The 18956-nt window shown below is 63.1% G+C and carries 17 protein-coding genes; 13 read left to right on the top strand and 4 right to left on the bottom strand.

The genetic code is table 11. The annotated features are described in order from the left end of the window. Positions 1-89: 89 nt before the first annotated feature. Positions 90-1865, top strand: coding sequence for a winged helix-turn-helix domain-containing protein (locus KIO76_RS24075; protein WP_249730138.1), 1776 nt, complete (start codon positions 90-92; stop codon positions 1863-1865). Between the two features lie 157 nt (positions 1866-2022). Continuing rightward, positions 2023-2325 carry a DUF4242 domain-containing protein gene (locus tag KIO76_RS24070; RefSeq protein ID WP_213326110.1) on the top strand — a complete coding sequence of 101 codons (303 nt, stop codon included), beginning with the start codon at positions 2023-2025 and terminating at the stop codon, positions 2323-2325. An 805-nt stretch (positions 2326-3130) separates the two neighbouring features. On the opposite strand, the gene KIO76_RS24065 is transcribed toward KIO76_RS24070, so the two are convergent. Next, on the bottom strand, positions 3131-4810 hold the full coding sequence (locus tag KIO76_RS24065; protein ID WP_213326109.1) for a DUF4214 domain-containing protein: 1680 nt from the start codon (positions 4808-4810) through the stop codon (positions 3131-3133). Positions 4811-5738: 928 nt separating this feature from the next. Between KIO76_RS24065 and KIO76_RS24060 the strand changes: the two genes are divergently transcribed. After that, positions 5739-6671 carry an acetamidase/formamidase family protein gene (locus KIO76_RS24060; protein WP_213326108.1) on the top strand — a complete coding sequence of 311 codons (933 nt, stop codon included), beginning with the start codon at positions 5739-5741 and terminating at the stop codon, positions 6669-6671. Between the two features lie 22 nt (positions 6672-6693). Here the strand turns inward: KIO76_RS24060 and KIO76_RS24055 are convergent, their stop codons facing one another. Further along, entirely contained in the window at positions 6694-7644 is a 951-nt protein-coding gene (locus tag KIO76_RS24055; protein ID WP_213326107.1) for a LysR family transcriptional regulator, read from the bottom strand. Between the two features lie 198 nt (positions 7645-7842). On the opposite strand from KIO76_RS24055, the gene KIO76_RS24050 reads away from it, so the two are divergent. Genes KIO76_RS24050 through KIO76_RS24005 form a run of 10 tightly spaced genes read left to right on the top strand, consistent with a single transcriptional unit; the run spans position 7843 to position 16892 of the window. After that, positions 7843-8700, top strand: a complete 858-nt coding sequence (locus tag KIO76_RS24050; RefSeq protein WP_213326106.1) for an HpcH/HpaI aldolase/citrate lyase family protein — start codon at positions 7843-7845, stop codon at positions 8698-8700. After that, positions 8693-9922 carry a CaiB/BaiF CoA transferase family protein gene (locus KIO76_RS24045; RefSeq protein WP_213326105.1) on the top strand — a complete coding sequence of 410 codons (1230 nt, stop codon included), beginning with the start codon at positions 8693-8695 and terminating at the stop codon, positions 9920-9922. Before KIO76_RS24050 ends, KIO76_RS24045 begins: the two co-directional genes overlap by 8 nt. Further along, positions 9923-10864 (top strand): allantoinase PuuE, encoded by a 942-nt coding sequence (locus tag KIO76_RS24040; protein WP_213326104.1) that lies wholly within the window; start codon positions 9923-9925, stop codon positions 10862-10864. It begins immediately after the preceding gene. Further along, positions 10861-11574, top strand: a complete 714-nt coding sequence (locus tag KIO76_RS24035) for a cysteine hydrolase family protein (protein ID WP_213326103.1) — start codon at positions 10861-10863, stop codon at positions 11572-11574. The genes KIO76_RS24040 and KIO76_RS24035 overlap by 4 nt, the downstream gene beginning before the upstream one ends. Further along, positions 11574-12818 carry an ABC transporter substrate-binding protein gene (locus KIO76_RS24030; RefSeq protein WP_213326102.1) on the top strand — a complete coding sequence of 415 codons (1245 nt, stop codon included), beginning with the start codon at positions 11574-11576 and terminating at the stop codon, positions 12816-12818. Before KIO76_RS24035 ends, KIO76_RS24030 begins: the two co-directional genes overlap by 1 nt. A gap of 52 nt (positions 12819-12870) precedes the next feature. Then, on the top strand, positions 12871-13758 hold the full coding sequence (locus tag KIO76_RS24025) for a branched-chain amino acid ABC transporter permease (protein ID WP_213326101.1): 888 nt from the start codon (positions 12871-12873) through the stop codon (positions 13756-13758). Then, positions 13755-14636 carry a branched-chain amino acid ABC transporter permease gene (locus KIO76_RS24020; protein ID WP_213326100.1) on the top strand — a complete coding sequence of 294 codons (882 nt, stop codon included), beginning with the start codon at positions 13755-13757 and terminating at the stop codon, positions 14634-14636. Before KIO76_RS24025 ends, KIO76_RS24020 begins: the two co-directional genes overlap by 4 nt. After that, complete coding sequence (locus KIO76_RS24015; RefSeq protein WP_249730017.1) at positions 14633-15382, top strand: ABC transporter ATP-binding protein; 750 nt, start codon at positions 14633-14635, stop codon at positions 15380-15382. The genes KIO76_RS24020 and KIO76_RS24015 overlap by 4 nt, the downstream gene beginning before the upstream one ends. Further along, positions 15379-16092 (top strand): ABC transporter ATP-binding protein, encoded by a 714-nt coding sequence (locus KIO76_RS24010; RefSeq protein ID WP_213327089.1) that lies wholly within the window; start codon positions 15379-15381, stop codon positions 16090-16092. Before KIO76_RS24015 ends, KIO76_RS24010 begins: the two co-directional genes overlap by 4 nt. 41 nt (positions 16093-16133) lie before the next feature. Beyond that, positions 16134-16892: an SDR family NAD(P)-dependent oxidoreductase gene (locus tag KIO76_RS24005; protein ID WP_213326099.1), complete on the top strand. Its 759-nt coding sequence runs from the start codon at positions 16134-16136 to the stop codon at positions 16890-16892. 186 nt (positions 16893-17078) lie between these two features. Here KIO76_RS24005 and KIO76_RS24000 read toward each other — a convergent pair whose 3' ends face one another. Together KIO76_RS24000 and KIO76_RS23995 are read right to left on the bottom strand one after the other, a co-directional pair. Beyond that, on the bottom strand, positions 17079-17984 hold the full coding sequence (locus KIO76_RS24000; protein ID WP_213327088.1) for a macrolide 2'-phosphotransferase: 906 nt from the start codon (positions 17982-17984) through the stop codon (positions 17079-17081). A gap of 156 nt (positions 17985-18140) precedes the next feature. Beyond that, positions 18141-18773 (bottom strand): TetR/AcrR family transcriptional regulator, encoded by a 633-nt coding sequence (locus KIO76_RS23995; protein WP_213326098.1) that lies wholly within the window; start codon positions 18771-18773, stop codon positions 18141-18143. Positions 18774-18956 lie beyond the last annotated feature (183 nt).

Here is an 18956-nt window from a genome sequence, read left to right as displayed (position 1 = left end):
GGAACATAGAGGCTGATGCGCGTCCTTATCAGTGGCTGATCGTTGCCGTATCATCGGTTGTTGTCCGCGCTGTTCGGAGACGAACCGTGATGTTGCACCGCTTCGGATTCTTTGAGCTGGACGAAGATGCACGCTCCCTCACCTTGCGGGGAACCGTGCAGAAGGTGCAGCCGCGCGTCTTCGACCTCTTGGTGTATCTCGTCCGGAACGCCGGCCGCGTGGTGCCGAAGGACGAGCTGATGGATGCCCTCTGGCCAGACCTGACCGTCACGGAAGCCTCGCTGCAGCGTGCCGTCAGCCTGGCCCGCGCCGCGCTCGCGGCGGGCGGCCTGGAACAGGCGATCCGCAGCTACGTCAGGCACGGCTATCGCTTTGCGATTGATGAGCCCAGTCTTGGTCCCGCTGTACCGAGTTTCGACGCGGGCGAGGCCACTCGGGCCCGGGCGCTCGAGCTTGCGCGCGCGAAGGACTGGCACGGGGCTGCGATGATCCTCGAAAGCCTAGATGCGGAGGGGCAACTTTGCGCGGCCGATATCGAGGTCTGGGCGCTGGCTGTCGAATGCCAGGGCCGCCCTGCCGCGGCGATACCGGTTCTAATTCGCGGCCTCGCCGCCCATGTCGCAGAAGGCAACCCCAACTTAGCCGCAAGGGCGGCCGTGACAATTGCCAAGCTTGAACTGGAGCGCTCGGCTTCGGCCGCAGCCGCAGGGTGGATGGCGCGGGCCGAAGCCCTTCTCGGCGAAACCAACGACTCGCGCACAAGCGCCTATCTGCTGTGGATGAAAGCGCGGATGGCCATCTTCACGGGCAATGCTGCGGAGGCACTCGATCTGGCGCTCAAGTCCCATAATGCCGCGATTGGCTGCGGCGACTCGGGGCTGATCGCTCTTACCTTGGTCTACATGGGCTTCTACAATATCTCGCTTGGCGATATCGAGAAGGGCGTGAGCCAGCAGAACCACGCTGCGGCCATCGCGCTGTCGAGCAACGTGGATCCAGTACTCGGAAGCCTCGTTTATTGCAACATTCTGTGGAGCTGCCGCACTTATCCAGACTGGTCGCGAGCCCGCCAATGGAGTGAAGGTTTCGACAGCTGGTGCGCTGCGAGCTATGCGGTTGTGCCAGGAACCTGCGACCTGCACCGCGCCGAGATACTGGGGGCGCAGCGCGATCTGCACGGCGCGCTGGTGGCGATTGACCAGGCTCTGCCGAAGTTGTCGGAGGAAGAATCCTGGTCTATCGGCGATGGATACCGGGTGCGTGGCGATGTCCACGCGATGATCGGCAATTTAGACGCGGCGCGTCAGGACTACGCTGCCGCTTATGCTGCGGGCTGGGATGCCGAACCGGGAAACGCAGTGCTGCTCGCCGAGACGGGCCAAGTGGACATGGCCTTGGCGGCCCTGGATGGTGCGCTCGGTGGCGCAACCTGGTACCACTTGCAACGGCGTGGCATTCTGCTTGCGCATAAGGCGCGTATTGCCGCCATGGCTGGCTATAGGGATACCGCTGCCATGGCCCTGGACGAGCTTAGCGCCCAATCTGCGCGCTGGACGCAGCCGGCGGTCCACGCGTTGATCAATGAGGCGCGCTATCTGCTCGCGAGCAACTCTGAGGCGATGCCTTTCCTGATGCTCGCCCGGCAACTCTGGACCAGTGCTGGGATCGAGTATCATGCGGCTCGCGTCCGGTTAGAACTGTCCCACCGCTTGGCCGAGGCGGGCAATACTGCCGCTGCGCAGACCGAGATGGCCGCGGCAGAACGCGTCGCGAGCCGCATAGGCTCTCGGCGGCTTCAGGAGCTGGCGGCGGATCTGAAATCGAAACTGCATTCCAGACCGCAGCCGCCCCGATTGATCGCATAAAAAACTAACCGCGGCACCGTCAGTAAATAGTCAGCGGAAGATCGGTTCCCGGTAAGGACGGTCAGCGCTCATCGGCACTAGCCTTCCCCTCGTCACGCATGGCGCGTGGCCACAGTGTTCAGTCCGGGTATGCCCGGATGTTGAAGGGAACAATACAATGCAACTCTACGTCATTCGCCGTCCGAGCGCGTGGGCGTCACTCGCTGAACTCGAAGCGGCCGGCGCCAAGTCAGCCAGGATCGGCAACGAAGAGATGCCCGATCGGGTTCGCTGGATCCGCAGTTATGTGGTGAACGAAGCGGACGGTCGCGTCGGCACCTTCTGCATCTATCAAGCCGAGAACGGTGAAGCCATCCGCGAGCATGCCCGCCGCGTCGGAATGCCGGGTGAGGAATTCTATCCGGTGGCGACAACTGTCGTCATTCGGCCGGACCCGGTGGAAGCCGAGGCAGCGTCCTGAGACGGGTGAGCCGAACGGCGATGCGGCCGTCGGCGCCTCGACGGCGTCTCACCATCCTCAAGCGTAGGGAATAATGACTAGCCCATCTCGTGTGTCATTGCTCTCGTCTCCCCGGCAGCCTTTGCTCCAGCGCCGGGGCAGCCGAAGCGTCCGATAGCGAGGCGCGACAGGTCAATCATGGACGCGAGGCCGCTCAGCGCTTCGGAAATGCACCGGGGGTCGTGGCCGAGGATCATGCGCTAAATTCCTGCGCCAAGGACCGGAAGGGCGCCGCCATGGCATTCACGATGTCAATGGCGGCGTTCTCGAGCACCCCTCATAGACATCTCAAAATCCGACACGGTCATGACCTAAGGCCGACAGTAGGCTGGCGCTTGCGACAGTCGAATACGTCTCTTCTAGAGGCCGGCCGCGTTGGCACGCCAGCTCTTCAACTTCATCGCAGGGCCGAAGAAGTGCTATGGTCTCGGCCCGGTCCACGCCCCTGCACGTCGGAGTCTGAAATGGGAACCGGCCATTAATGCCTGGCCGGTGGAACGTGGCGCTCAATGAGCGGCGGACCAGCGAGGAAGCGTAGCGACGAACAGGCGGATGCGTGCCGTATGATTCAAAGCAGCGCCACTGCCCACGCAGACAAACTCAGCGCGATCTACACCGCCAGGCCCGAGCAACTCACGTTGAGGTTTCGTATCCCTTCTGAGACCATGCGTAAGCTGGTGCCCGCGTCAGGGTGACCGGACGACAGGCGATCAGCGAAAGCCGCAGGGCGCGAGCCTCAAATCAAATGGCCGCGCCCACCGCGCCGTCAGGGTGATAGGCCGTGCTCTGTGAGAAGATCCGGCAATACGCCTCCGACGACACCCACACCCTGGGACGTATCAACCGGTCTATGCGCCAATTCGGTGAATTCGGCACTGAGAACGAATGCGGTCTCAATCTGGTGCCGGGCGAGACCCGCATCGAGTTGCGCCAGCCAATAAGCCTGTCCCTCGCTGTCGGCAACACGGTGCAACACATTGTCGTAAAGCGCCGCGACCCAGGCGCTGGCGTCGAGCGAGGATCGGGCGGCATACTCGGCGGAGTCTGTGAATGCCGAAACCATCGCGTCGAAGTCAACGCCAGAGAAGCTGCGGGAAGCCCAATAGGCCATTCCAGCGCTGTCCGCGTCCCGGCCGAGCATGGCCTCATAGAGCGCGGCGATATGAGCCTGGTCCGTGGCGAACAGCGTCTGGCTGCCGTCGGAGAATTCCAGCGCCTGCACGTTGCTGACCACATCGGTGGAGTTGGTAGCAAGGTCCGTCACCAGCGCCACCGCGCCACTCAGGGCGACAGTATAGCGCGCGCTGGTCCCTCCCAGCGCGAGGATGTCGTGCCCGAGGCCGGAATCGACGACGTCATTGCCCGGCTTGGCAAATAAGCGCTCGGCCGCGGCCGATCCTTGAACAAAGGTGCTGGTCGGCGCCGTCAGCCAGGTTGGCAGGATCGCGGCGAGCCCGGGCTTGAGGCTGCCGGCATCGGTGTAGATGCCATAGTACTTCTCCACATCCGGCCAGCGCGTCGGCTGATCGAAAGCATCGAAGGCAAACAGCGGTACCGTCTTATGGCCCGTGTCCCACTGGCTGTTGAGCCAGTCAAAGATCTGGCTGTAGACGGTGACCTGACCGGCCTGACCGTAAAGCGTCGAGAACCCAGTCTCGCCTATGAAGGGGGCAAGCGCGCCGTCGAAGGTGGTCGCGAGCGATTCGAAATAGCGGATGACAGACGAATAGTCAGTCGAGGAGCCGTTATCCGGGGTGTACTGGTTGTACAGGACGATCGGCACACCACCATTCCAGGCAGCGTTCCAGTGGCTCTCGATGAACGATGAGACCGAGGTCGAGACCACATTGCTCGCGCCATAATTGGCGATCGTCGTTGAGATCGGGATTGTGCCCAGCCCGGCATTCGCAAGCGACGTCTGCAGGTTGAGGAACGCCTTGGGGATCCAAACGCTGTAGTAGGTTTCAAACAACGGATCGCCGGGCGGCGGACCATTCGCGTCGAGCTCGTTGCCAAGGAGGATCATCTTGAGGTTTTCCTCGACAGCATTGGTGCTGCCGAAAGCCTCAATGATCATGGCGACCCATTTATCCGTATACGCGGGATCGACCATCAGCCCCGCAGACCAGGGTGTGCCAAAGCCGCCGCTCGCCAGAGCATTGTTATTCGTGCCCATGTTCAGTTCCAGCCCGGCGTGGGCTAGCACGTAGGAGATGACCTCCTGTTGCGTTGGATCGATGACCGGGTTGGTTGGATCGGCCGTGCCGACGCCGGCGTCGTGGTAAGTCCTGATCAGCTTGAAGTTCTGCGTGATCGCATCGAGATCGTTGGCGATGACGCGGCCGACGCGACCGCCGTCCCAGCTCTCGTAGTTGATGCCGACGTTGTAGCTGAACGGGCTATGTGCCGGAATGAGAGACGAGGACGCTCCCCCTACAGTGGCCATCTTCATTTCCCCCGAAGAATCCAAAGATCCAACGCCGGTACTATTAGCATGCCGCAAAGGCGCGCGATGCCGGAAATTGCGTGGTTACCAATTCTTCATTGGTGTCCGGCTGCGGCCGAACACGACGGCCAAACACTTTCCAAGTTCCTCATCATAGTCATCGGAGGCGGCCACATATCCTGCGGAAGGGAGCGGACAATCAGGGGAGAGTCGTCTGCAAGCTTTTTTGCGACATCCTTTGGTCTTTCGACAGGCACGTCATTCTCCGAGGTAGTATGCGCCACGGAGCCGATCATGAGATTTCTCGGACGCCAGAGGATTGCAACGGCGGGCGTCTCTCTCTCGCCTGTCGGATGACTTTTGAATCCGAGCGACACCGAAGTGAAGCAGAGGCCCAGGCCTCCGTCGTAAAGAGGTCGCATGCACATCGATTTTGCTGCAGGCGCCTCATGTGACAGCAGCCCTCCGTAGGAGGCTTGCAGGCAAACCTCCAGCGGTTACTGACAAGGAGGAGCTCTAGAACGCGGGGATTGCGGGTACCAACGCGCGCTCAGCCGATGCAGAGCCCAGCGCGCATGTTGTAGCCGCAGTCTTGAGCGGGGTTTGCAATCGGCGGCATCTTGCCGTTTGCGCGCCCGGCCAGCCAACTTCGGCTACTCGGCACTCCTTCGCGGAACCGCGATCCCGATCCTGGCGCAATCGGCCCGAGGGCCGGCTAATTGCCGCTCGCTCAATCAATGCGTGAGCCAGCTCCGGCGGCACCTGTCTCGTGATCGGCTGGTGAATCGCCGTCATTCCTGGCTGTTGATCTTCCACATCACCGTGTCAATCTCCATGGCGCAGAGACTGCCTCCGCGACCTCCGACCCGATTCAGCTTAGGCTTCAACACCACCGAATACTCCTCCAGACCTATCGAAAGGCACTCTCATGGCGCTCCACCGCTTCACTCCCACCAGCTACGCAAACGTGATCGGCGGGCGGCCTGCCGTGCTGACGGTCGCCGATGGGGATACGGTGGTGACCGAGACGTTGGACGCTGCAGGAACGGACCACACGGGCGCACCGCGCGCACCACGCGGCAACCCGATGACGGGCCCGTTCGCGGTAGAAGGCGCCGAGCCCGGCGACGCCTTGCTGGTGACGATCGACCGAATGACCCCGACGCGCTCGACCGGCTGGACCTATTCTCCTCTTTCGGCCCAGGTGGTCGACCCGCGCATGATCTCCGACATGCCCAAAAGCTCGCGTTCCGAATGGACCATCGACACGCAGGCGGGCACGGTGAGCCTGCTCGACGGTACTGCGCGCACGGAAGCCTGGCGCTTTCCGCTCGCGCCGATGCTGGGCTGCTTCGGCGTGGCCCCTGAGCGCGGCCAGGCGATCTCCACAGCAACGAGCGGCCCGTATGGCGGCAACATGGACTACCGCGCCTTCGGGCCCGGAGCGACCGTCGCCTTTCCGGTTTTTGAAAAGGGGGCCCTGTTCTATCTGGGGGATGGTCACGCCTGCCAGGGCGATGGCGAGATCGTCGGAACCGGCGTCGAGACTACCTTCGAGGTCGAGTTCACCTTGAGGCTGCGCAAGAGCACGAAGGCGCAATGGCCACGCTGCGAAACGGCGACCGACATCATGACCCTGGCCGCCGGGCGCCCTCTCGATCAGGCGCTGCAGTTCGCGACCAGCGAGATGCTCCGGTGGCTGGTCGAGGATCTCGCTGTCGACATAGTCGAGGCGAGCCATCTGCTCGGCCAAATGGTGCGTTACGACATCGCCAATGTCTTCAATCCGGCTTATTGCGTGGCATGCCGGCTGCCGAAGAACGAGATCACGCGCGGTCTCTCGGTCACACGGCAGGCGTGAGCGCGACAGGGCAACCGGCGCCTCAGCAATCCTCGGCGAGGGACGACACCCGGGCGCCGCGCCAGCGCCCGCCTATGACGAGCTCGCGCGCGACTTCATCGACCAGCGCCATCACCGCCGAGGCCGCCGGCGACTGGGTTGCCTCGGCAGCAGAACACAGAACGATTTGCCGATGGCAACCTCCCTCGGCGAAGAGCCTGGCGCCAACGCGCCTTTGGTCAATATCCGTATCGACGCATCCGCCCGGCAGCAGCGAAACGCCTAGCCCCGCTTCGACGCATTGAACGATCAGAGCGATTGCGTCGACTTCGTATCTTACGTTCAGGCGCAGGGATCGTGCCCGAAAGTGTCCTTCCGCCGTCTCGCGCAGACCATTCCCGACGGACGGCAAAATAAATTCGCAATGGGACGCCTCGAGGAAGGATACGCGCCCGCCTTTCCTGCGGTCCCTGCTGGCGATCGGTTCGACGAAAAGCAACTCCTCCTCGACCAGGGGCCGGCAGGTCAATCCGGCCGTCGAGCGCGGATTCGCCATGATGGAAAAATCGAGTTTGCCCCCCCGTAGGTTGCTGCCGAGCACATGGGTATGTTCCTGCTTCAGCTCAAGCCGCACGTCGGGATAACGCGCGCTGGTCAGCTGTAGCATCGGCAAGGCGAGTACCGTCATCAGGCTGTGTGGCAGACCGACCGTGACCACGCCGGAAGGCCGCTCCACTGATTTGCGGACGTCGAGCCGCGCCCGGTCGAGCTGTCTGAAGACGATCTGACAATGCTCGTAGAGCCGCGCGCCGGCTTCCGTAGTGGCGACGCCCTTAGCCGAGCGCCGCAACAGCGATGTGCCGAGCTCCTCCTCGAGCGCCTGGATGCTTTTGCTCAGGGCCGGCTGGGCGACATGCAAACTTTCCGCGGCCTTACTGATGCTGCGGGCTTCGACGACGCTGCTGAAATAGCGGAGCTTGCGGAGGTCCATCATAAGCGTTCGCGGGAGTAAAGCCATTCCTCGAAGGAATGACCCTCAAACAACATGATATTTGCCGATTAAGCAATTGGGGGGTGGAATAGCGCTGTCATCCCTTCGGATGCAGTCCCTGCCATCTGCCCGTGGCAGGAGGCGATGCTATAACCAACTCTCATAGGCCCCTTCCCAATGCCGGTTTCCCGTTCCCCCTCGATGCGAAGCAAACTCTTCGTGCCGGGCTCGCGGCCCGAACTGTTCGAGAAGGCCTGGACTTCGGCCGCCGACGCGATCTCCTTCGATCTCGAGGATGCGGTAGCCGCCGATCGCAAGGCTGAGGCGCGCGGATACGTTGCCACGTCATTAGACAACCACGTGGGCGATACCAGGATCGCCATCGTCCGAGTCAACCCTTGGGGCGAGGATCTTTTCGAAGACGACCTCGCGGCGGTTGTGCGTCCCGGACTCGACATCGTCAATCTGCCGAAGATCGAGAGCACGGAGCCGATCCTTGCAACAGCGAGGATACTTGATCAGCTTGAACGTGAGCACGGCATCGACCGGCGCATCGGTATCCTTGCCAATATCGAAACGCCGCGCGGCCTACGCCTGGCGGCGGAGATCGCGCTGGCACACGAACGGGTGATCGGCCTACAGCTCGGCTTCGGCGACCTTTTCGAGCCGCTTGCTATCGAGCGCAATGCAGCGGCGCTGCTGCCGGTGCGGCTGGCCGTGCGCTTCGCGGCGGCCGAGGCCGGTATCGATGTCTATGACGGCGCCTTCGTCGCGGTGTCGGATGACGATGCCTACCGCGCCGATGCCGAGGCGGCGCGGGCACTGGGGCTCGCCGGCAAGAGCTGCGTCCACCCGAGCCAGATCGCAATCGCCAATGCAGTGTTCTTTCCACGGGCAGCCGAGATCGAGAACGCGCGCCGCATCATCGACAAGGCGGACGAGATGTTGGCCCGCGGCGTCGGCGCCTTCACCGTCGACGGCGTGATGGCCGACGGTCCCTTCATCGACCGCGCCCGCGCCGTCCTGAAGATCGCCCAATCAGCAGGACAGCATGTCTGAGACCACGAATACTGCAAGCCCGAAGGCCACAACCAGCGGACCGCTCGAAGGCCTGCGCGTCATCGACTGCGCGACACTCTTCGCCGGCCCGATCATCGCGACCCTGATGGGTGATTTCGGCGCCGATGTCATCAAGATCGAGCACCCGAGCGGCGATCCCCTGCGCAACATGGGCGCGAAGAAGGACGGGCATGGCCTGTGGTGGAAGACGACGGCGCGCAACAAGCGCTGCATCGCGCTGGACCTCAAGGCCGCGCCCGATGCCGCGGTCTTCAAGGCGCTCGTCGCCGATGCCGACATCCTTGTCGAGAATTTCCGCACCGGCACGCTGGAAAATTGGGGACTCGGCTGGGACGAGTTGTCGAAGATCAACCCGCGGCTGGTGATGGTGCGCGTCACCGGCTTCGGCCAGACGGGGCCCTATAATCGCCGGGCCGGCTTCGGCACCCTGGCCGAGGCGATGTCGGGCTTCGCCCATATCACCGGTCAGCCCGACGGGCCGCCAACGCTGCCGCCCTTCGGTCTCGCCGACGGCATCGCCGCCTATTACGGGTGTTTCGCCTCGATGTTCGCCATCTACGAGCGCGATGTTCGCGGTAGCGGCAAAGGCCAGTACATCGACCTTGCGATCTACGAGCCAATCTTCGCGCTTCTCGGCCCCCAGCCAATCATCTTCGACCAGCTCGGCATCATCCAGAACCGAACCGGCAACCGTTCGGTCAACAACGCGCCACGCAATGCCTACCGCACACGCGACAACCGCTGGGTCGCGCTGTCGGCGGCGGCGCCCAGCATCGTGAAGCGGGTGCTCGACCTGACAGGCGGCCCCGGCACGGCGGATGATCCGCGCTTCCAGACCAATCTCGACCGGATCAAGCACGTCGAGGAGATCGACGCGATCGTCGGGGGTTGGATCGCGAAACACGATCTCGACGAAGTGCTCGAGACCTTCGAACGCGTCGAGGCCGCGATCGCGCCAATCTACGATATCGAGCAGATCTTCAGCGATGCCCAGTATGTCGCCCGCAACTCAATCGTCGCCGTGCCGGATGACGATCTCGGACCGGTGCGGATGCAGAATGTCTTTCCTGTGATGTCGCGCACGCCCGGCGCCATCCGCCGCACCGGCGGCCGAATCGATCAGGACCGTGACGAGATCATGGCCCAGCTGCGCGTGACTGGCAGATTGCCCACGGGCGGCGCCAAGGCGGAGAGCAAGTAAATGAGCCGTGTCTGGCGACCCACCCCAGCCACACCTCGTGACCTCGTCGGCTATGGCCGCGCGCGTCCAGACCCACGCTGGCCCGGTGGGGCTCGCGTCGCGGTCAACTTCGCGATCAACTACGAGGAAGGCTCGGAATACAACGTGCCTGACGGCAGCGGGCGCACGGAAGTCGGACTCGCCGAAGTACCCGGCGGACGCATGCCGGCCGGGCAACGCGACCTCGCCTTCGAGACGATGTATGAATATGGCAGCCGCGTCGGCATCTGGCGGCTGTTCCAGCTGTTTCAGGAACGCGAGCTTCCGGCAACGCTGTTCGCCTGCGCCCTCGCGCTCGAACGTAATCCCGAGGTTGCTGAAGCTTTCGCGGCCTCGCGTTTCGACCTCTGCTGCCATGGCTGGCGCTGGGAAGAGCATTTCCGCCTCAGCGAGGAGGAGGAACGGGAGCGGATCGCGCGCGCGGTTGCCTCGCTCAAGCGCACCACGGGTGAACGTCCGCTCGGCTGGTATTGCCGGTATGGACCGAGCGAGAACACCCGTCGGCTGCTCGTCGAGGAAGCTGGCTTTCTCTACGATTCCGATGCCTACAACGACGAGCTTCCTTATTGGATAGAGGTCTCGGGCAAGAACCACCTCGTCGTGCCTTACACGATGGATTGCAACGACGGAAAGTTCGCGGCGCCGTCCGGCTTTGCCTCGCCGGACGATTTCGAGCGCTATCTCAAGGCGACCTTTGACCAGCTTTATCAGGAAGGGGCCGAGCAGCCGGTGCTGATGTCGATCGGGCTGCATCCGCGCATCACCGGCCGGCCTGCCCGCGCTCGCGCGCTGGCGAACGTGCTCGATCACATCCTTGAGCATGACCGCGTCTGGGTCTGCCGACGCCTCGACGTCGCGCAGCACTGGCACACCCAACATCCGCCCTCCGGGACCGACAAATGAATGATACGGATAAGAAACCGTGGGAGGAGTTCCTGACCGACGCCGACCGCGCCGTTCTCGCGCGCGGCCGCTTCGCGCAGCGCATGGGTTTCGGTGAGAAGCCCGCGATCGTGGTCATCGACGCGCAGCGTTACATGGTCGGCGAGCGCGGTATTCGCAACGAGCGCTATCCCTCGTCCTGCGGCGAGATCGGCTGGGCGGCGGTCGATCGCATCGCCGCGATCCTCGATGCGGGCCGTGCGGCGGGCGTTCCGATTTTCCTCAGCCGCTTCGCGCTTGACGCGAGCGGCAATGACATCGGCGTCTACGGACGCAAGCGCGCCTTCATGAAGGAGCGCGATGACTGGTGCATCGACGGCACCGAGGGCGCTGAGCTGCTGCCTGAAGTCGGGCCGAAGCCGGGCGACATCGCTTTCGTGAAAAAGAAGCCAAGCGGCTTCCACGGCACGCCCCTGCTCGGCTACCTCATCGAACGCAACATCGACACCGTGATCGTGCTTGGCGGTGCCACCAGCAATTGCGTCCGGGCCACAGTCTTCGACGCCGCCTCCTACAATTACCGCGCCATCGTTCCGGCCGATGCGGTCTTCGACCGGCTGCCGATCTCGCATGCGATCAGCCTTTTCGACATGGACCGGCAATTTGCCGACGTGACGGATTCGGCGACCGTTATCGCCGAACTGCAGAAAAGAGCAAAAAGGGGAAGCTAATGAAAAGATTGATCTTGACGACGCTCGCGCTCGCCGCGTCGACGTTCACCGCGCATGGGCAGGAGACCTGGCGGATAGGCGCCTTATACCCGCTGACCGGCGCGTTGGCGCTACTCGGCAACGAAAACCTGAACGGCGCCCGCGTCGCAGTCGACATGATCAATGAAAAGGGCGGCATCGCCGGAAAGAAGGTGGAACTCGTCCAGGGTGACGCCTCGACACCGGATAAGGCCCAGTCAGAGGCCGAACGTCTGTCATCGCTTGAAAATCTGCAGATCATCACCGGTACCTATTCGAGCGGTCTGTCCTATGCCGCGAGCCAGGTGGTCGAGCGCCGCGGTGGGCTCTACTGGGAGACGGGCGGCATCGCCGACGGCCTGACCAAGCGCGGCTTCAGCGGCTATTTCCGCATCGTCTTCACCGCGACCTCCAACGGACAGCTCGCCGCCAACCTCGCCGCCGGCACCATCGCGCCGAAGCTCGGCAAAAAGCCGACGGATCTGACCGTGCTCGTCGTGCACGAGGACTCGGATTACGGCACCTCGGTCGCCACCGCGGCTGAGATGAAGGCCAAGGACCTCGGCTTCAAGGTCGCTGGTCGCCTGCCCTACAAGGCCTCCACGACTGATCTCGCATCGCTGGTACTGCGCATGAAGGCGAGCGGCGCCGATATCGTCATTGCCTCGTCCTACGCGAACGACGCGCTACTGATCCAGCGCCAGATGAAACAGCTCGGCGTCAATGTCAGCGCGTTCATCGGCACCGGCGGCATCTACGGCCTGCCAAGTTTCGCGGAGGGCCTTGGCTCGGCCGTCAACGGGATCTTCGACACGGAGGGCTCGGCGGCGATCAGCCCGTCCTCGCTCTCTGAGGAGGCGCGCACCCTGCTCGCGGATTTCCAGAAGCGCTTCCAGGCCAGCCATGGCAAGGCGCCCTCCTATGTCGGCACCCAGGGCTTCGTCGGCACCTATGTTCTGCTCGACAAGGTGCTGCGCGCCGCCGGCTCAGCCGATCCGGCCAAGCTGAAGACCGCTGCGCTGGCGCTCGACATTCCGACCGGCGGCACCTCGCTCGGCTGGGGCGTGAAGTTCCTTGGCGCCGGCAACGAGATGCAGGGCCAGAACGAGCGGTCTTTCCCCGTCGCGCAGCAATGGCAGAACGGCAAGCTCGTCGTGGTCGCGCCCGATGATGTGAAGACGGCCGAGCCCATCCTCGTGCCGCTTCCGACCTGGGACAAGCGCTGAAGCACCTGCGGTGTCCGAGCCATCTCAGGCACCGCCCTAGCCCGGAAACGTGATGCTGGACATCCTTCCCCAATTGCTGGTCTCAGGTCTCCTGATCGGCGGCGTCTATGGATTGCTGTCGATCGGCCTGACCCTGATCTTCGGCGTACTGCGCATCGTCAATTTCGCGCAGGGCGAATTCATCATGCTCGCGATGTTCGGCGCCTTCTGGCTGCACGCGCTCTGGGGAATTGACCCTTATCTCTCGATCTTCATCGTCACGCCGGTGGTGTTCGGTCTCGGGCTGCTGACCGAGCGGGTGGTGATCAAGCCGATCCTGCATGCCCCGCACGCCATGCAGATCTTCGCGACCTTCGGCCTGTCAGTCGTCCTGCAGAATCTCGCGCTGACCTTCTGGGGACCGGACTACCGCTCGGTGCAGACGGAATACGCCTCCCAGTCCTTCATCATCGGCAATGTCGCAGTCTCGGCGACCTCGCTCTACGCCTTCATCGTCGCCTTTCTGATGGCGGCCATCCTGATCGGCTTCCTGCAGTTCTCGCGCGACGGCAAGGCGTTGCGCGCCATGGTGCAGAATCGTTATGCCGCCTCGCTGATGGGGGTGAATACGGAGCGGCTGAACCGGATCGCCTTTGGCGCCGGCGTCGCCTGCGCGGCCGTGGCCGGCTGCATCCTGACGCCGATCTACTACACTTTCCCCACCGCGGGCGTGGACCTCATCATCACCGCCTTCGTCGTCGTGGTGCTCGGCGGGCTCGGCAGCGTCGCGGGCGCGATGGTCGGCGGGCTGATCATCGGCGTGACGCAGACGCTGACCGGCTTCTTCATCTCGGTCGAACTCAAGGACGTGATCGCGCTCGTCCTCTTCATCGTGATCCTGCTCGTCCGCCCGCAGGGCCTGTTCGGCCGTGCCGGCATGGAGGAGATCGGGACGAAATGACCGTCCTGTTCAACGACTATTATCTCAACATCCTGGTCATGACCTGCCTCTGGGCGGCTCTCTCCGGTGCCTGGAACCTGATGGCCGGTTATGGCGGCCTCGTCTCGCTCGGACAATCGGCCTTCTTCGGCATCGGCGCCTATGTGACGGCGATTGTCTATACGAAATACGGCATCTCGCCGTGGTTCGGGCTGATCGCCGGGATGATCGTCACCACCGGGCTCGCCGTGGCGATCAGCTGGCCGTGCTTCCGGCTGCGCGGTGCGTTCTTCTCGCTGGCGACGCTGGTCTTCCCCATCGCCATGGAGATCGTCGCCAACAACTGGAGCGACATGACGCGCGGCCCGAGCGGCATCGCGATTCCGTTCCGGCCCGGCCTCGACACCTTCATCTTCTCCTCGCGCTCGGCCTATCTCATCGCGGCCTTCATCCTCATGATGATCGTCTACGGCATCACGCGCTGGATGCATCGTGGCAAGCTCGGGCTCTACCTGATCGCCGTGCGCGACGACGAGGCGACGGCGCAGAGCATGGGGATCAACACGGTCAAGGTGAAGCTGATCGTGACGATAATGAGCGCGGCGTTGACGGCTGTGGGCGGCTTCTTCTACGCACAATACATCCTGTTCCTCGATCCCCCGAGTGTCTTCTCGATCAACATCTCGGTGCAGATCGCGCTGCTCAGCATCATCGGGGGCCTCGGCACGCCGCTCGGCCCCATCGTCGGCTCGCTGGTGATGACCCCGCTTGATGGCGTGCTCAGCCAGTTCTTCGGTGGCGGGGTCCGCCTGCTGATCTACGGGATCGCCTTGCTCGCAGCGGTTCTACTCGCGCCCAAAGGCATCGTGGGGACGGTGAAGGCATGGCGGCGCCCATGACCACAGCATCACGAACCCACGCGCCTGGTGCTGAACTGATGCGCGCGAGCGGGTTGGTACGCCGCTTTGGCGGACTCGTCGCGGTCAACGAGGTTTCGCTGAGCGTCGCCGAGTGCGAGATCGTTGGTCTCATCGGGCCGAACGGCGCGGGCAAGACCTCGCTGTTCAACATCCTGAGCGGCCAGCTCAAGCCGGATTCCGGCAGCGTCCATTTCGCCGGAAGGGACATCACCGGCGCCTCGGCCGCGACCTGCGCGCGCGCCGGCATCGGCCGCACGTTCCAGATCGTGAAGCCGCTGACCAGCCTGACGGTGCATGAGAACGTCACGGCCGGCGCGCTGCTGCACCATCCCCTCACGGCGGCGCGCGAGAGGGCGGCGGAGATCATCCGCCGGGTCGGCATGGGGCCGCTGCTCGATCAGCAGGCTGGCAGCCTGACGCTGGAATCACGCAAGAGGCTCGAACTCGCTCGCGCGCTCTCGATTGAACCGAAGGTGCTGCTGCTCGATGAAATTCTCGCCGGGCTCAACGCCTCCGAGATCAACGAGAGCATCCACCTGATCCGCAGCTTCTCGCGCGAGGACGGACTTGCGGTGATCATGATCGAGCACAACCTGCACGCCGTGATGACGCTGGCCGACAAGGTCGTGGTGCTCGACTATGGTCGCAAGATCGCGGAGGGCCAGCCTCAGGATGTCGTGCGCGATCCCGCCGTCGTCGCGGCTTATCTCGGGAGCGATGACTGATGGCGCTAGAGATCGCAGACCTCATTGCGGGCTACGGCGACATTACCGTGCTGCGGGGGGTGTCCTGCTCCGTGCCCCCGCAAGGTGTCGTGGCCCTGCTCGGTGCCAACGGGGCCGGCAAGACCACCACGCTTAACGCGATTTCAGGGTTGCAGGCCTCGGTTAGTGCCGGCTCGATCAAGCTCGAGGGCAGCGACATCACCCGCATGCCCGCGCATGAGCGCGTCGAGGCGGGCATCGCCCATGTGCCGCAGGGCCGCCAGCTCTTCGCCTTTATGAGTGTGCGCGAGAATCTCGAACTCGGCGGCTACGCGCCACGGGCCCGGGCGCATGAAAAGGACGTGCTGGGCTGGGTTCTCGATATCTTTCCGCGGCTGAAGGAGCGGCTCTCGCAGCAGGCCGGCTCCCTGTCGGGCGGTGAGCAGCAGATGTGCGCGATTGCCCGGGGGTTGATGTCGAAGCCGCGCTATCTCCTCCTCGACGAGCCCTCGCTCGGCCTCGCCCCCATCGTGGTCAAGCAGGTGATGGCGGTGATCGGGCAGATCGCGGCCCAGGGCATCGGTATCCTGCTGGTCGAGCAGAATGTGGCGCTCGCCCTCAAACAGGCGCAATACGCCTATGTGCTGGAGCATTCGGAAATTACCATCCAGGGGCCGGCGCCCGCGCTTCAGGACGATGATCGCGTTAGAAAGGCCTATCTCGGCCTCTGACGAGGTCGATCCGTCACAGAAGCCACGCGAGGGAACACGTCATGGATCTCCAACTCACTGGAAAGGTCGCGCTCATCACCGGCGCCAGCGTCGGGCTCGGCCGCGCGATCGCAGAGAGGCTTGCCAAAGAGGGAGCCCGGCTGGCGATCGTCGCGCGCGGATCGGGGCGGCTGGAGCGGGCCGCGGACGACATCGCCGCCAGGAGCGGCGAGCGACCACTGGTGATCACCGCCGACATCACCGCACGGGACGCGGCCGAGACGATCCGGGACCAGGTGCTGGCGGCCTTTGGCCGGCTCGACATTCTCGTCAACAATGCCGGTGGCTCGCGTCCGTTCGAGGGGCTCGGCACGCGCGAGCAATGGGATGAGGCGATGGCGCTGAACTTCCATGCCGGCCGTGACCTTGCCCACGCCTTCATCCCAACGATGCAGGCGCAGGCATTCGGACGCATCATCAATCTCACTGGCGGCGACGAGCCGGTGGCGCTCAACGGCGGGGTGCCGCCCAACGGCGCGACGCATATATGGGCCAAGGCGCTCTCGCGCGTCGTCGGCAAGGACGGGATCACTGTAAATTCAATCCCGCCGGGCCGGCTTCATTCCGAGCAAATCGACCAGAAGTTGCTGCCGACGGAAGAAGCACAGCGCGAGTGGGTCGCGGAGAACTGCCCCGTCGGCTACATCGGCGAGCCCGATGATCTTGCGGTGCTCGTCGCCTTCCTGGCCTCGCCGCTGGCGCGCTATATCACCGGTCAGGTCATCCACGTCGATGGAGGCGCGAGACGCTTTCCCCACTAGCGAGCCGCCACGTCCCACGATGTCTGACGCCGTGCGCGTCGCGGTACGGCACTGCTAATGCCGGCCCCCCATTGCGGCCCTCCATCGGCGTTTGGCATGGCACTGAAGCCTGGCGTCTCTATCTTGATGCCCGCTTCTGCGACCCCGCATGTTGCTAACGCCAGACCACGGCCAAGCTCCGTCGACTCATGGCGCAGCTTCCAAAAGCAGAGCCTGGGCGGCCTTCCTATGCGCCTCAGCGCCAGGGGTCATGGCGAACAGGGCGTAGTTGACACCGGCCATGGAGTTGAGCTTGCGGCAGTGGTCAATACATCGTGGCCACGAAATGCCGCCCGCGACCCGATAGGCCTCGACCATGGCAGGGAGTGCCGCCATGCCATGGCTTTTTATATGCCCAATGAGATCCAATGCGGGATCGCCCAGGCGCGCTTCGGTCCAGTCTATAATCCCGGTGACGCGACCGTCAGGCTCGACCATCACATGACCCGCGTAGAGATCGCCGTGGATCACTGTTGCCCTAGGCGGCCAGTAGCTATCGTCATTGAGCCAGTCTTGCCAGGATACTCGTTTGTCTTTTGGAACTTCGAACTCTGTTCTCACCCGCTCAAGGTCGTTGCGAAGCTTCACTCTCACTTCGGCGATGCCATTCGCCACCATTCCTGCGTCGATTGCCGCCGATGGTGGAATTGCATGCAAAGCGACCAAGGCGGCGCTCAGCGTGTCCAAGTAAAGTTTCGCGTCTTTATCGAAATGCCAGGTAACTTCATATGTCCCTGGATCAAACGTGAGGCCTGGGAGGCCCGGAAGGATCGGGTAGGCGATCAAATCCTCTGTGAAGATTTTCCACTCCGGGACAGCAACCGGAAGGTGATCTCTCAATAGCGTGAGCACCGCGGCCTCGCTCGCGGCGCGCTCCATTGCATCGGCTCGACGAGGGATGCGAAGCACCCAGCGCTGTCCCTGCAGATCGGTCGCGAAGGCGACCCGGAAGTCGAGACCCATCTCGTTGAGAGACAAGGAGCCCGGATCGAGAGTGAGCCCATTTCTGCTTGCGAGATCGAGAATGTCTTGAGCGTCTGGAGAAAGCGACATGGTCATCGGATGTGTCTGTTCGGCTTTGAAGCGGCGCCCCTGGTGCAACGCCCTCAGAACGCTTGTTAGCTAAGGGACATCAAGCAAGCACCGGAGCCGCCCCGAGGGAAGCTCGATATATAACCGACGCGACCGTTATAAACAATAGGCCGTCGCTCAGGAAAAGTGGTGCCCCGGGTAAAGGACCTCGAGTACCGCTTTGGTTTGATTGAGCATGAAGGTAGACAGTTCCCCTTCCGGTTCAACGAACCACTGCAAGCAGGAACCTTGGATGACGGACTGTATCAAGCTCGCAGCGCGTTCGGGGCAATGTGGCGTGGGGGGGAGCTTGCTCTCGATTGCGGCTCTCACAAGGCCGTTCCGCTCAGCTGATAACATGCGGAGTGCCTCCTCCTGAACGTCACCCCACATCAGGAGCAGGTAGCCCTCCATCCCATCGCCCTGACCCATGCCCCCAATGAGGTCCGTGAGCATCGCCCAGAGGGGATCAAGGCCCGGCGTAGGGTCTATATGGACAAAATACTCGCGCACTTGCTGGGTGGTTCGTTCCATGACCCGATGATGCAACGTCGCCTTGTCTTTGAATCTCTGGATCAAAGCTGCCCGAGAAATACCGACCGCCTCGGCAACATCGGTGAGGGTGAAAGCGGAAGGACCCTTCTTGAGGATCAGGCCAAGAGCGGTGTTCAAAATGAATTCATCGCTATGAAGTTTTGGTCTTGGCATATTGCTCAGCCTGTGCCGTGGATGACACCTCTTACTAAAAGTGATCCGCCAGTGGAATTCCATGCACCGCTCTTGCTTGACTGACCTCAGCGGTGCCGGGTGTGCCATCGCTGAATCCGATGGTTGAAAGCCCGCCCTCGAGAACAACCCTTCTTGGTCTGAACCCGATACCTGACGGTCCGCTCACGGCAGCCCTCTCGGAGGTCAAAGACCAGTTGCGGTCACTGAAAGCTGCAGCTTGAGCAG

Source organism: Chelatococcus sp. YT9 (assembly GCF_018398315.1).
Classification (GTDB): Bacteria; Pseudomonadota; Alphaproteobacteria; order Rhizobiales; family Beijerinckiaceae; genus Chelatococcus.
Note: the sequence above shows the minus strand (reverse complement) of the source record. Positions and strands in the feature narration are given on the sequence as shown.